Origin of the sequence: Streptomyces canus (genome assembly GCF_001514145.1) — a bacterium.
GTDB lineage: Bacteria > Actinomycetota > Actinomycetes > Streptomycetales > Streptomycetaceae > Streptomyces > Streptomyces canus.
In genome coordinates, this window is the sequence record NZ_KQ948667.1 from 359,342 (window position 1) to 372,317 (window position 12,976).

The 12,976-nt window shown below is 69.8% G+C and carries 13 protein-coding genes; 10 read left to right on the top strand and 3 right to left on the bottom strand.

The window, feature by feature from the left end:
* Positions 1 to 4: 4 nt before the first annotated feature.
* Positions 5 to 643, top strand: a complete 639-nt coding sequence (locus AQJ46_RS34075; protein WP_057612467.1) for a TetR/AcrR family transcriptional regulator — start codon at positions 5 to 7, stop codon at positions 641 to 643.
* Between the two features lie 136 nt (positions 644 to 779).
* Positions 780 to 2,633 (top strand): dihydroxy-acid dehydratase, encoded by a 1,854-nt coding sequence (gene ilvD, locus AQJ46_RS34080; RefSeq protein WP_059209201.1) that lies wholly within the window; start codon positions 780 to 782, stop codon positions 2,631 to 2,633.
* A 68-nt stretch (positions 2,634 to 2,701) separates the two neighbouring features.
* On the opposite strand, the gene AQJ46_RS34085 is transcribed toward ilvD, so the two are convergent.
* Positions 2,702 to 4,798, bottom strand: coding sequence for a serine/threonine-protein kinase (locus AQJ46_RS34085; protein WP_059209202.1), 2,097 nt, complete (start codon positions 4,796 to 4,798; stop codon positions 2,702 to 2,704).
* 182 nt (positions 4,799 to 4,980) lie between these two features.
* Between AQJ46_RS34085 and AQJ46_RS34090 the strand changes: the two genes are divergently transcribed.
* The 7 genes from AQJ46_RS34090 to proC all read left to right on the top strand — a co-directional run bounded on the left by AQJ46_RS34090 (position 4,981) and on the right by proC (position 9,765).
* Positions 4,981 to 5,307: an SH3 domain-containing protein gene (locus tag AQJ46_RS34090; RefSeq protein ID WP_059209203.1), complete on the top strand. Its 327-nt coding sequence runs from the start codon at positions 4,981 to 4,983 to the stop codon at positions 5,305 to 5,307.
* Positions 5,308 to 5,364: 57 nt separating this feature from the next.
* On the top strand, positions 5,365 to 5,676 hold the full coding sequence (locus tag AQJ46_RS34095; RefSeq protein WP_059209204.1) for an SH3 domain-containing protein: 312 nt from the start codon (positions 5,365 to 5,367) through the stop codon (positions 5,674 to 5,676).
* Between the two features lie 44 nt (positions 5,677 to 5,720).
* Entirely contained in the window at positions 5,721 to 6,233 is a 513-nt protein-coding gene (locus AQJ46_RS34100) for a hypothetical protein (protein ID WP_059209205.1), read from the top strand.
* Between the two features lie 140 nt (positions 6,234 to 6,373).
* A complete protein-coding gene (locus AQJ46_RS34105) occupies positions 6,374 to 7,153 on the top strand; it encodes a class I SAM-dependent methyltransferase (protein WP_059209206.1) in 780 nt (259 codons plus the stop codon).
* Positions 7,154 to 7,217: 64 nt separating this feature from the next.
* Entirely contained in the window at positions 7,218 to 8,042 is an 825-nt protein-coding gene (locus tag AQJ46_RS34110; protein WP_059209207.1) for an ABC transporter ATP-binding protein, read from the top strand.
* Entirely contained in the window at positions 8,039 to 8,824 is a 786-nt protein-coding gene (locus AQJ46_RS34115; protein ID WP_057612475.1) for an ABC transporter permease, read from the top strand. The genes AQJ46_RS34110 and AQJ46_RS34115 overlap by 4 nt, the downstream gene beginning before the upstream one ends.
* A gap of 128 nt (positions 8,825 to 8,952) precedes the next feature.
* Entirely contained in the window at positions 8,953 to 9,765 is an 813-nt protein-coding gene (proC, locus tag AQJ46_RS34120; protein ID WP_059209208.1) for a pyrroline-5-carboxylate reductase, read from the top strand.
* A 16-nt stretch (positions 9,766 to 9,781) separates the two neighbouring features.
* On the opposite strand, the gene AQJ46_RS34125 is transcribed toward proC, so the two are convergent.
* Positions 9,782 to 10,369 (bottom strand): cysteine hydrolase family protein, encoded by a 588-nt coding sequence (locus AQJ46_RS34125; protein ID WP_059209209.1) that lies wholly within the window; start codon positions 10,367 to 10,369, stop codon positions 9,782 to 9,784.
* A 75-nt stretch (positions 10,370 to 10,444) separates the two neighbouring features.
* Here AQJ46_RS34125 and AQJ46_RS34130 point away from each other — a divergent pair, with 75 nt between their 5' ends.
* Positions 10,445 to 11,494, top strand: a complete 1,050-nt coding sequence (locus AQJ46_RS34130) for a GlxA family transcriptional regulator (protein WP_059209210.1) — start codon at positions 10,445 to 10,447, stop codon at positions 11,492 to 11,494.
* On the opposite strand, the gene trpS is transcribed toward AQJ46_RS34130, so the two are convergent.
* A complete protein-coding gene (trpS, locus tag AQJ46_RS34135) occupies positions 11,398 to 12,459 on the bottom strand; it encodes a tryptophan--tRNA ligase (RefSeq protein ID WP_059209211.1) in 1,062 nt (353 codons plus the stop codon). The two genes, AQJ46_RS34130 and trpS, sit on opposite strands and share 97 nt — an antisense overlap.
* Between the last annotated feature and the right edge of the window lie 517 nt (positions 12,460 to 12,976).

The following is a 12,976-nucleotide window of genomic DNA, read 5'->3' on the forward strand; positions in this document are numbered from 1 at the left end:
GGCCGTGAGCGACCTCGGAAGCGCCCCGGCGACCGGCGACGGCACCGCCCGCAGGCGCGGCCGGCCCCGCCGTACGGAATCGGACGCGGCCGGTACCCGCGACCGGATCCTCCTCGCGGCCCGTGAGGAGTTCTCCGAGCGGGGCTACGAGAAGACGTCCGTGCGCGGCATCGCCAAGGCCGCCGGGGTCGACTCGGCCCTGGTCCACCACTACTTCGGCACCAAGGAACAGGTCTTCGAGGCGGCCGTGGAAGTCGCCGCCGCGCCCGCGCTGAGCGCGCCCGACGCGCTCGCCGAGGGTCCGTTGGAGGACGTCGGAGAGCGCCTCACCCGCTTCATCTTCGGCGTCTGGGAGAACCCGGCGACGCGCATGCCGATCCTGGCGATCGTCCGTTCCGCGGTGACCAACGAGACCGCGGCCACCGTCTTCCGCCGGCTCGTCGCCGCCCAGCTGCTGCGCCGCATCGCCGACCAGCTGGACCTGCCGGACGCCGAGCTGCGGGCCGAACTGGCGGCCGCGCAGCTCGTGGGGACGGCCATGCTGCGGTATGTGATCAAGGTCGAGCCGCTGGCGTCGACGGACATCGAGCAGATCATCGCGCGGGTGGCCCCGGTGGTGCAGAACCATCTGACCGGGCCCTGACTCCGAGACGTGCGTCCCGCATTCCGGACGCCTTGTCCCGACCCCTGGATGACCGGCGTACGCTCGTTAGCAGTCAGAAGTCTCATACGACCGTCTCTGAAGTCTCTGACGACCGTCTCTGAAGGAGCGAGCGACGATGCCCGAGCTGAGGTCCCGCACAGTCACCCACGGCCGCAACATGGCGGGCGCCCGCGCCCTTATGCGCGCCTCCGGTGTACCCGGTGCGGACATCGGCCGCAAGCCGATCATCGCGGTCGCCAACTCCTTCACGGAGTTCGTGCCGGGCCACACCCACCTGCAGCCCGTCGGCCGCATCGTCTCCGAGGCGATCGTCGAGGCCGGCGGCATCCCGCGCGAGTTCAACACCATCGCCGTCGACGACGGCATCGCCATGGGACACGGGGGAATGCTCTACAGCCTCCCCTCCCGCGACCTGATCGCGGACTCGGTGGAGTACATGGTCGAGGCCCACTGCGCCGACGCCCTGATCTGCATCTCCAACTGCGACAAGATCACCCCGGGCATGCTGAACGCCGCGCTGCGGCTCAACATCCCCACGGTCTTCGTCTCGGGCGGCCCGATGGAGTCCGGCCGCGCGACCCTCGTGGACGGCACGGTCCGCACCCTCGACCTGGTCGACGCGATGTCCGACGCGGTGAACGAGAAGATCTCCGACGAGGACATGCTCCGCATCGAGGAGAACGCCTGCCCGACCTGCGGCAGCTGTTCCGGCATGTTCACGGCCAACTCGATGAACTGCCTCACGGAGGCCATCGGCCTCTCGCTCCCCGGCAACGGCTCGGTCCTGGCGACGCACACGGCCCGTAAGCAGCTGTACGTCGACGCGGCCAACACGGTGATGGACATCACCCGCCGCTACTACGAGCAGGACGACGAGACGGTTCTGCCGCGCAACGTCGCCACCTTCGCGGCCTTCGAGAACGCCATGGCCCTCGACATCGCCATGGGCGGCTCGACCAACACGATCCTGCACCTGCTGGCGGCCGCCCAGGAGGCGGAGGTCCCCTTCGGCCTCGCCGAGATCGACGCGGTCTCCCGCCGGGTCCCGTGCCTGGCGAAGGTCGCCCCGAACGTCGCGAAGAACCGCACGTACTACATGGAGGACGTGCACCGCGCGGGAGGCATCCCGGCGCTGCTGGGCGAACTGCACCGCGCGGGCCTGCTCAACGAGGACGTGCACTCGGTGCACAGCCCGTCGCTGGCCGACTGGCTGAAGACGTGGGACGTCCGCGGAGGATCGCCGTCCGCGAAGGCTCTGGAACTGTGGCACGCGGCCCCCGGCTGTGTCCGCTCCGCCGAGGCCTTCTCCCAGTCGGAGCGCTGGGCGGCGCTGGACGAGGACGCCGCAGAGGGCTGCATCCGCAGCGCCGAGCACGCGTACTCCAAGGACGGCGGCCTGGCGGTCCTCAAGGGCAACCTGGCGGTCGACGGCTGTGTCGTGAAGACGGCCGGCGTGGACGAGTCGATCTGGCGGTTCGAGGGCCCGGCGGTGGTCTGCGAGTCGCAGGAGGACGCCGTCCAGAAGATCCTCACCCACCAGGTCAAGGAGGGCGACGTCGTCGTCATCCGCTACGAGGGCCCCAAGGGCGGACCCGGCATGCAGGAGATGCTCTACCCGACCTCGTACCTGAAGGGCCGCGGCCTCGGCAAGGCCTGCGCCCTGATCACCGACGGCCGCTTCTCCGGCGGCACGTCCGGCCTGTCCATCGGCCACGCCTCCCCGGAGGCCGCGGCCGGCGGCACCATCGCCCTCGTCGAGGACGGCGACCGCATCCGCATCGACATCCCCGGGCGGACGATCGAGCTCTTGGTCGACGAGCAGGAGCTGGCCCGTCGCGAGGCCGCGCTGGGCGGGGTGTACGCCCCGAAGAACCGCGAGCGCAAGGTCTCGGCGGCGCTGCGGGCCTACGCGGCGATGGCCACGAGCGCCGACAAGGGCGCGGTGCGCGACGTGTCGAAGCTGGGCTGAGGCTCGCTCCTCCGCTCCGCGATCGCTTGGGGCCGTCCCTTCGGGGGCGGCCCCGTTTGTTCTCTGCGCTACCAGTCGGAGGGCTTGCGGGCGTCCACGGCGAAGACGGTGCCGTCGGGGGCGGTGGCGTAGACGTGGTGATCGGCGACAGCGGGCCGGGACAGCGTGGCGATCACATCGCCCGCGTCGGTGCCGAGCCGTGCCGAGGTCTGCCCCGCGAGCGTTCCCTTGCGCGCGTCGACGGCGAGCAGCCGCCCGTCGGAAGCGGTGACGAAGACGTGACTGCCGTCGGCGACCGGGACGGATCCCCGGCTCACGGACGTTTCCAGGTGCCACAGTTGCCGGCCGGTGTCGATGTCAATGGCCTCCAGGGCTCCGACGGTGGCCAGCACATAGACGACACCGTCGTGCACAGTGGCCTCGGCGCCCTGCCGAGGCACGGGCAGGGCCACCTTCCTGGTCGCTCCGGACTCGGGAGTGAAACGGACGACTGCTTTGGCGTAGTCGAAGACCTGATCGACCGAGAGGAAGAAGACGGATCCGTTCTCGGAACCGATCGGGGTCAGAGCGCCGTCGAGGTGTTCGTCCCACCGCACATCACCCGTGGCCGCGTCCACGGCGGTGACCCGGGTGCTCGACTCGTCGACGGACGTGCTCGTCACGTACAGCAGTGGGTCCCCGGGAAACGTGGAGAACGACGGTGTGGCGTGGCCCGGTATCTCCTTGCTCCACCTGGTGTCGCCGGACGCGCTGTCCACGCCGGTCACCGTCCCGTCCGCGTGGGTGACCAGGAGCATGCCGTCTGCCGACCACATGCCGTCGTACGTCGGCACGTTCCGCTGCCAGCGCGTCCGGCCCGTGGCGGGATCGAGCGCCTGCAGACGGTTGCCGTAATCGGCCAACGGCAGCAGGAGACCACCGGACAGGGCGGGCGGAACGCTCCACCGGTTCGTGTCGGCCGAATGCCGCCACAGCAGTCTGCCGTCGGTCGGATCGAGGGCGAAGACCAGACCCGCCCGCACGCAGAAGAGCTTTCCCGCCCCGTACGAGCACCGGGGCGTGCCTTTGCCCCCGGCCATGGGCTTCGCCTCCCAGGCGCGGAACGCGGACGCCCCCGCCCGAGGCGTACTGCTGTCCGTCGGCGTGGGCTGTCCGTCGCCGAGCAACTGGACCGAGGCGAACACTCCGCTCGCGACAACGACAAGCGCGCCGGCGGCGAGCAACACGTTCCTGCGCAGGCGCCGCTCGGGTCGCCGTACCGGCTCCTTGGCCTCTTGCTCGAGCACCAGCACATCACCCGTGCGCTGCGCCGGTATGAACGCCTGGGTGTCGTACGAGGCCGCGACCGACCGCAGCTCCCGCATCAACTCGTCCGGAGTGGGCCGGTCCTCGGGCTCCTTGGCGAGGCACCGCACGATGAGTGGTGCGAGGTTCTGCGGTACGCCCGTCAGGTCCGGCTCATCGTGCACGACCTGGTAGGCGACGACATACGGACTGTCGGAGTCGAACGGCCCGCGCCCGGTGGCCGCATGCACCATCACGGAACCGAGGGCGAAGATGTCGGCCGCCGGGCCCACCTCCCTCGGCCGCCGGAACTGCTCCGGCGCCATGAACGGCGGCGTCCCGATCAACTTCCCGGTCTCAGTGCGCAGTTCGCTGTCCTTTGGCCGAGAAATGCCGAAGTCGATGACCTTCGGCCCGTCCTCTGCGAGCAGCACATTGCTCGGCTTGAGATCCCGGTGGACCACCCCGACCCGATGGATGTCGCGCAGCGCCTCGGCGAGCCCGGCCATCAACCGACGCAACTCGGAGGGCGCCATGGGCCCGTTCCGCTTCACCTCGTCCGAGAGGGTCGGGCCGGGAATGAACAGGGTGGCCATCCAGGGCCGTTCGGCATCGGGATCGGCGTCGACGACGGACGCGGTGAACGCCCCGCTCACCTTCCGGGCCGCGGCCACCTCCTGCCGAAAACGCCCCCTGAACTCGGGGTCCTTGGCGAACTCGGTATGGACGACCTTCACCGCGAGCTTCATTCCCGAGGCGCTGCGCGCGACATGCACGACGCCCATCCCACCGGAGCCCAGGCACGACTCCAGCCGGTAGTGACCGGCGTACTCGGGAAGTTCCGCTTCCGCGCCCGCTCCGGTGTTGCCCTGTGGCGCCATGGAACCACCCCCGTGCTGATCGTCCGCGCGCGCGACGCACGGAGCCTAGTCGATGACTCGTACGGGACAGAGGCGGCTTGCTAGTCTCCGCGTGCGAGTTGCGTACATGTGTTTGATGGCGTGATTCAGGGGAATCAACGGGACCCCATGGCAGTCATGGGGACCAACGGGGGAGGATTTTCATGTCTGTTGACCGCGTGGAAGAAGTCGAGGGCGGCGAGAGCAAGTCCGCCACAACAGCCGCTGCCGCGACCGCGGCCGTGCACTACTACTCGGTGGCACCGGGTTACCGCCTCAACGTCCGCCGCGGCCCGGGCACGCAGTACGGCATCGTCCGTGTCCTCCCCGAGGGCGCGCAGGTCGCGATCTACTGCCAGACGCCGGGGACTTCGGTTGTCGGCCCGTACGGCACCTCGAACATCTGGGACAACATCGCCAACGGCGAATTCGTCTCGGACGCCTATGTACTCACCGGCAGCGACGGCTACGTCGCCTCGCGCTGCGGCTGACCTGGTCACCCATCCCGGAGGGATCCACGAGTGACACCCCTGAAACGCAGATCTGTCATGCTCGCAGGTCTCACCGGCGCCCTCCTCATGGTGGGCGCCGCCAATGCGGAGGCCGTGACGATCCGGTACTACCCGGTGGCCCCCGGCTACCAGCTGAACGTCCGCAGCGGACCGGGCACGAGCTACAGCGTCGTCCGTGTCCTGCCCGAGGGTTCCATGGTCCACATCTACTGCCAGACGCCGGGCTCCACGGTGACCGGTCCGTATGGCACCTCGAACATCTGGGACAACATCAGCAATAGTCAGTACATCTCCGACGCGTACGTGAACACCGGAAGCGACGGCTACGTGGCCGACCGCTGCTCCTGATCCCCGAAGGGAGCCCGCCCCCGCCCCGGAGCCATAATCGTCCCGTGAGCGACGAATCCGGCACCCAGGACATCCCCGCGGGCTCCCCAGAGGGCGGCGGCCCCCGCCCCGAACCGATCCGCTTCTTCGGCACGGCCTGGGTGCACCACGACAACGGCTACGCCCTCCGCCGCGTCGGCGCGGCCACCGGCTCCCTCGCCGTCGCCGTCGCCTCCTGTCTGATCCTCCGCTTCGCCTACGAGGGCCTCCAGATCGCCGACACCGGCAGCTTCGTGACCGTCCTCGTCATCGCGATGTTCGCGATCTGCAGCGCGCTGGCCTTCCGCAACACATGGGACGGCTTCGGAACGCGCCCCGACCCGGACCGCCAGGCCTCCCTCCGCGGTCTGCTGGCCATCGGGTTCGTCGGGTCGCTCCTGGCCTTCTTCTTCCGCTCCCTCATCGAGGCGCCGGGCGAGAAGCTGCACCGTGAGGAGTACGAGACCGCTCGGAGGGAGCACGAGAAGCGGGGGGCTCGCCGCACGGGGAACCCCTCGAAGAAGAAGCGCCGCCGCTGAGAGCGCTCGGGCAGCCGAAGCGCCCGTCGCGACGGCGGCGACGCAGATCGCCACAGCCCCGCGCCCCTTCAAGCGCCCGCGCCTCCGTCTCTCACCGAAAACTCACCGCGCCGCACCCGCACCCCGGCCACCATGTCCCTATGACGGCTTCCTTCCACACCACCCGAGCCCACTCCTTCAACGCCGCCGCAGCCCAGTACGCCGCCAACCGCCCTTCCTATCCACCCGCCCTCTTCGACGCCGTCGAAGAGCTCGTCGGCCGGTCCCTCGCGGGTGCGCGGGTCGCCGACATCGGGGCCGGTACCGGTATCGCGACCGCGCTGCTGCAGGCCCGGGGCGCCGAGGTCGTCGCGGTCGAACCCGGGGACGGCATGGCGGCGCAGTTCCGCCGTACGCACCCCGCCATCCCGATCCTCAGGGGCGACGGCAACGACCTCCCCCTCCTCACGGACGCCGTCGACTTCGTGACCTACGCCCAGTCCTGGCACTGGATCGATCCCGCCCGCGCGGTCCCCGAAGCCCTCCGTGTCCTGCGCCCCGGCGGCGCACTCGCCCTGTGGTGGAACACCCACGCCGTCGACGTGCCGTGGATCACCGGCCAACTGGACCGCATCGGGGACCACTTCAAGGCCTACGGCGCCCACCCGGCCGTCGAGGTGAACGGCAACGGAGCCCGGTCGGCCCTGGCCGACCCCACCGGCCGCCTGGACTTCGCCCACCGAGTGGTCCGCTGGAGCCGCCGCGTCCCCGTCGACACCCACCTCGCCAACATCGGCAGCCACTCGCTGTTCCTGGTCGCGGGCGAGGAGCACGCGGGCGCCTTCCTCACCGAGGAGCGGCGGATCCTGCTGGAACTCTTCCCGGACGAGACCGTCGAGGAGACCTACGACGTCGAACTGCTCGTCGCCGTCAACGCCTGACCCCACCGAGCGCCAGGGGGTGACTCGCTTGACGGTCAGAAGCCGCGAGAGCATTATTCATCACATGGTGAATAAAGCGTCCGGGCCACCCGACGACCACGACGACAGCACGGACCGAGGGCCCGCCATCCCCGCCGTCCACGCCGACGGCCTCACCGTCGTCAGAGGCCCCCGCACGGTTCTGCGCGGCCTCGCCTTCGACGTCCCACGCGGCCAGATCACCGGCCTCCTCGGCCCCTCGGGCTGCGGCAAGTCCACGCTGATGCGCTCGATCGTCGGCACCCAGGCCAAGGTCACCGGCACCCTCGACGTACTCGGCCGGCCCGCCGGCCACCCCACTCTCCGCACCCGCATCGGCTACGTCACCCAGGCCCCCTCCGTCTACGACGACCTGACCGTCCGCCAGAACCTCGACTACTTCGCCGCGATCCTCGCCCCCGGCCGCGCCGCCGCCGACCGCCGCCACTCCGACGTCACCCAGACCATCACCGACGTCGACCTCACCACCCACGCCGACTCCCTCGCCGGCAACCTCTCCGGTGGCCAGCGCAGCCGTGTCTCCCTCGCCGTGGCCCTCCTCGGCGCCCCCGAACTCCTCGTCCTCGACGAACCCACCGTCGGCCTCGACCCCGTCCTGCGCCGCGACCTCTGGAACCTCTTCCACGACATCGCCGCCCGCCGCGGCGCCACCCTCCTCATCTCCTCCCACGTCATGGACGAGGCCGAGCGCTGCCACCGCCTCCTCCTGATGCGCGAGGGCGAGATCCTCGCCGACGACACCCCCGAGGCCCTCCGCACCCGCACACATGCAGACACCGTCGAGGAGGCCTTCCTCCACCTGGTCGACCAGGCCGTCGAGGCAAGCCGCGCCAAGGAGCCCACGCGATGACCACGACCACGACGCCGAACCTTGCGCCCGCTCCCACCAGCGCCCTCAGCCTCTCCCGCACCACCGCCACCGCGGCCAGGGTCCTGCGCCAGCTCCGCCACGACCCGCGCACCATCGCGATGATGATCCTGATCCCCTGCGTGATGCTCCTCCTGCTGCGCTACGTCTTCGACGGCAGCCCGCGCACCTTCGACAGCATCGGCGCCTCCCTCCTCGGGATCTTCCCGCTGATCACGATGTTCCTGGTCACCTCCATCGCCACCCTGCGCGAACGCACCTCCGGCACACTCGAACGCCTCCTCGCCATGCCGCTGGGCAAAGGCGACCTCATCGCCGGCTACGCCCTCGCCTTCGGCGTCCTCGCGATCATCCAGTCCGCCCTCGCGACCGGCCTCGCCGTCTGGTTCCTCGGCCTCGACGTCATCGGCAGCCCCTGGCTCCTGCTGCTGGTCGCCCTGCTCGACGCCCTCCTCGGCACCGCCCTCGGCCTGTTCGTCTCGGCCTTCGCGGCCTCCGAGTTCCAGGCCGTCCAGTTCATGCCGGCCGTGATCTTCCCCCAACTCCTCCTCTGCGGGCTCTTCACCCCCCGCGACAACATGCACCCCGTCCTGGAGACCATCTCCGACGTCCTCCCCATGTCCTACGCCGTCGACGGCATGAACGAGGTCCTCAGGCACACGGACATGACAGCGACCTTCGTACGCGACGCGCTGATCGTGGCAGGCTGCGCACTGCTGGTCCTGGGACTGGGAGCGGCAACCCTCAGGCGCAGGACGGCATAGCGGCGCACAAGGGAGGCCATGGCGCTGCGCAAGTCCGGCCACCTCAAGCCTGTTCCGCCCACCCCACCCGTGTTCCGCCCACCGGACACCCGCCCTGCACGCCCCGACCCGGTGCCAGACTGAACCGCATGAGTCAGAAAGTCGCAGTCCTCGGCACCGGCAAGATCGGCGAAGCCCTGCTCAGCGGAATGATCCGCGCCGGGTGGGCCCCGGCCGACCTCCTGGTCACCGCCCGCCGCCCCGAGCGAGCCGAAGAACTCCGCAGCCGTTACGGAGTCACCCCGGTCACCAACCCGGAAGCCGCGAAGACCGCCGACACCCTGATCCTCACGGTCAAACCGCAGGACATGGGCACCCTCCTCGACGAACTCGCCCCGCACGTCCCGACCGACCGCCTGGTCATCAGCGGCGCCGCAGGCATCCCCACCTCCTTCTTCGAGGAGCGCCTCGCCGCCGGCACCCCCGTCGTCCGCGTCATGACCAACACGCCCGCCCTGGTCGACGAGGCCATGTCGGTCATCTCCGCCGGCACCCATGCCACCGCCGACCACCTCGCCCACACCGAGGAGATCTTCGGCGCCGTCGGCAAGACGCTCCGCGTCCCCGAGTCCCAGCAGGACGCCTGCACCGCCCTCTCCGGCTCCGGACCGGCGTACTTCTTCTACCTGGTCGAAGCCATGACGGACGCCGGCATCCTGCTCGGCCTGCCCCGCGACAAGGCCCACGACCTGATCGTCCAGTCCGCGATCGGTGCCGCGACGATGCTCCGCGACAGCGGCGAGCACCCGGTGAAGCTCCGCGAGAACGTCACCTCCCCGGCGGGCACCACCATCAACGCCATCCGCGAACTCGAGAACCACGGCGTACGAGCCGCCCTCATCGCTGCCCTCGAAGCCGCCCGCGACCGCAGCCGCGCCCTGGCCTCCGGCAAGAAGGACTGACACCCACCGGGGGCGGTCACCCCGCCGCGTCCACCACTTCCTTCGTGGCCACCACACGAGCGAAGCCGCCCCCGTGCAGCGAGACCGCCGATGCCTGTGCCAGCTCGTCCGCACTCCGCCGCCAGCCGAACGGGCCCTCCAGATCGAACGTGTGCGTCGCGTCATAGGCGACCACCACGTCGTACCCCAGGTTCCCGCCCATCCGAGCCGTCGTCTCCACGCACATGTTGGTCTGGATCCCTGCCACCACGAACTGCGAGATCCCCTCGCCCTTCAGCCAGGCATCCAGATCCGGAGCCCCGTAGAAGGCCGAGTTCACGGTCTTCGTGACCAACAGCTCAGCACCGGCCACCCCCTTCCCGCGCCGCCGCTCCACGTACTCCTTGAAGGCGTTGCCCTCATACCCCGTCCGCAGCGGCGACCCGGGCTTCCGCGAGTCATGCCGTACGAACACGACCGGCCGCCCCGTCGCCTGCCACACGTCGATGAGCGAAGCGATGTTGTCATCGGCCTCCGGGTTGTTCCGCTCTCCCCAGAAGTCGGCCTCGTCGAAGCCCTTCTGGACGTCCACGACCACCAGCGCTGCGTTCTCTGCGATCTCCATGCCGACGATCCTTCCGCTGGGAGCCCATCCCACCCAGCGGGTGAAAAGACAGCGATCGATGGTTTACTGCCAGCCATGGAGAACACGGGGAAGAAAGAGCACGCATACCGCGTCGCGTTGGTCGCCTTCCCCGGGATCCGCGCTTTCGACGTCTCCGTCATCACCGAGGTCTGGGGCACCGACCGCACCGATCGCGGAGCCCCCGCCTTCGAGCTGCGCCGAGTCGCCCCCGACTCCACACCGGTCCCGATGCGCGGCGGCCTCACCCTCCTTCCCGACCGCACCCTCGACTGGCTGCCCCGCGCCGATCTCATCGTGATCCCCGGCCTCGACGACCACCTCACCTCCGCACCCACCCCCGTCCTCGACGCCCTTCGCCGCGCGCACACCCGCGGCACCACCATCGCGGCCCTGTGCGGCGGCGCCTTCACCCTCGCCCAGGCCGGCCTCCTCGACGGCCGCCGCGCCATCACCCACTGGAACCTGATCGACCTCCTGAGCGCACAGCACCCCCAGGTCACCGTCGTCCCCGACGCCCTCTTCATCGAGGACGACAACATCTGGACAGCGGCCGGCACCGCGGCAGGCATCGACCTCTGTATCCACCTCGTCCGCCAGACCCACGGCGCCGAAGCCGCGGCCACCATCGCCCGCTCCATGGTCACCGCGCCCTTCCGCACCGGAACCCAGGCGCAGTTCATCGAGCACCCCACCCCGCGCGCCGACCGCGACTCCGACGCCGTCGCCGCCGCACGCGAGCACGCCCTGCGCCACCTCCACGAACCGCTCACCGTCGCCGACCTGGCCGCCCGCGCAGGTATGTCCGCCCGCAGCTTCGCCCGTCACTTCACCGCGGAGACCGGCACGACCCCGCTCCGCTGGCTCCTCGACCAGCGCATCGCCGCAGCCCAGAAACTCCTCGAGCGCACCGACCTGCCGATGCCCGAGGTCGCCCGCCGCGCCGGCTTCGGCAGCGAGGTCACGATGCGCCAGCACTTCGCATCGCGCCTCGCCACCAGCCCACGTGCCTACCGGGCAGCGTTCAGCACGACCCCGCTGTCGACGGCGCCGGTATCCACCGCGACCGGATCGGAAGTGGCCGGAAGCAGCCCGATCGCGCGATAAGCGGCATCCACGGTCGGCCGCGCCATCGCCCGCGCTCTCTCCGCGCCATCCCGCAGCACCCCCTCCACATAGCCAGGATCCGCGCACAACTCCTTGTGCCTCTCCTGCACGGGCCTCAAGACCTCGACCACGGCCTCGGCGGTGTCCTTCTTCAAGGCGCCGTACGACTCATATACACCGCCCAGCTCCGATGGGTTCCCACCCGTGCAGGACGCGAGGATCTCCAGCAGATTCGCCAGGCCGGGCCGCGCCTCCCGGTCGTACACGACCTCCTGCCCGCTGTCGGTCACGGCCCGCATCACCTTCTTCCGCACGACATCCGGCTCGTCGAGCAGATACACGATCCCCGGCCCGGAGTCGTCGGACTTCCCCATCTTCGACAGCGGGTCCTGAAGGTTCATGACCCGCGCGCCCACCTTGGGCAGGGTGGCACGGGGCACCACGAACGTGTAGCCGTACCGCTGGTTGAACCGCGCCGCCAGATCCCGCGTCAACTCCACGTGCTGAGCCTGGTCGTCCCCGACCGGCACCTCGTCGGCCCCGTACGCCAGGATGTCCGCCGCCATCAGCACGGGATACGTCAGCAACGACAGCCGCACACTCCCACCCCGAGCCCGCTCCCGAGCCGCCTTCTCCTTGTACTGGATCATCCGGCGCATCTCACCGTCCGTGGCCACGCACTCCAGCACGTACGACAGCCGCGCATGCTCGTCCACATGACTCTGTACGAACACGGTGCACAGCTCGGGATCCAGCCCCGCCGCGAGCAGCAGCGTCGCCGCCTGCCGACTCAGCCGACGCACCCGCGCCGGATCATGGTCGACGGTCAGGGCGTGCAGGTCGACGATGCAGAACAGCGACTCGGCCCGGTGCTGATCGACCGTGGCCCACTGCCGCATGGCTCCCAGGTAGTTCCCCAGCGTCAGATGCCCCGTCGGCTTGACCCCGCTGAAGACCCGCGTCATCTCTCCACCTCCTGGTCGAGGCCGCCGTCCTCGGCCGGCCGACCCTCAGGAGTCCTGGAGGGAGATACGCGAACGGCCGCCGAGGCGGCGGCCGTTGAGTGCCTACGTGAGCACGGCCGCCGTCAGGCGGCCCACCACTGCTGGGTGCACGTACGCGTTGTCATGCCTGCCAGCCTACGCCTCCGGGGCCCGTCTGGAGCTGAGTTGACACTCCCCAGCCCGGTACGTAGTGTTCTCCGAGTTGTCCGACGTGAGCGCCGACCCCGGTCGGTCCCCGGACAGCCATTCCGCAGGTACCAGTCAACAAACGACGACAGTCGCTCTGTCTGCCGTCGCTTTATCGGCGTGCGTATTCGCGAAATGAGGAATCCACGTTCGAAAGGACGGCGGCCCCCGATTAGCTCGGGAGCCGGGAATCCGCTAAAGTCTCACTCGTCGGAACGGCCCAACGGCCGGGAAGACAAGCCCCGCTGACTGGGAATCAGGCCCGAAAGGATCTGATAGAGTCGGAGCCGCT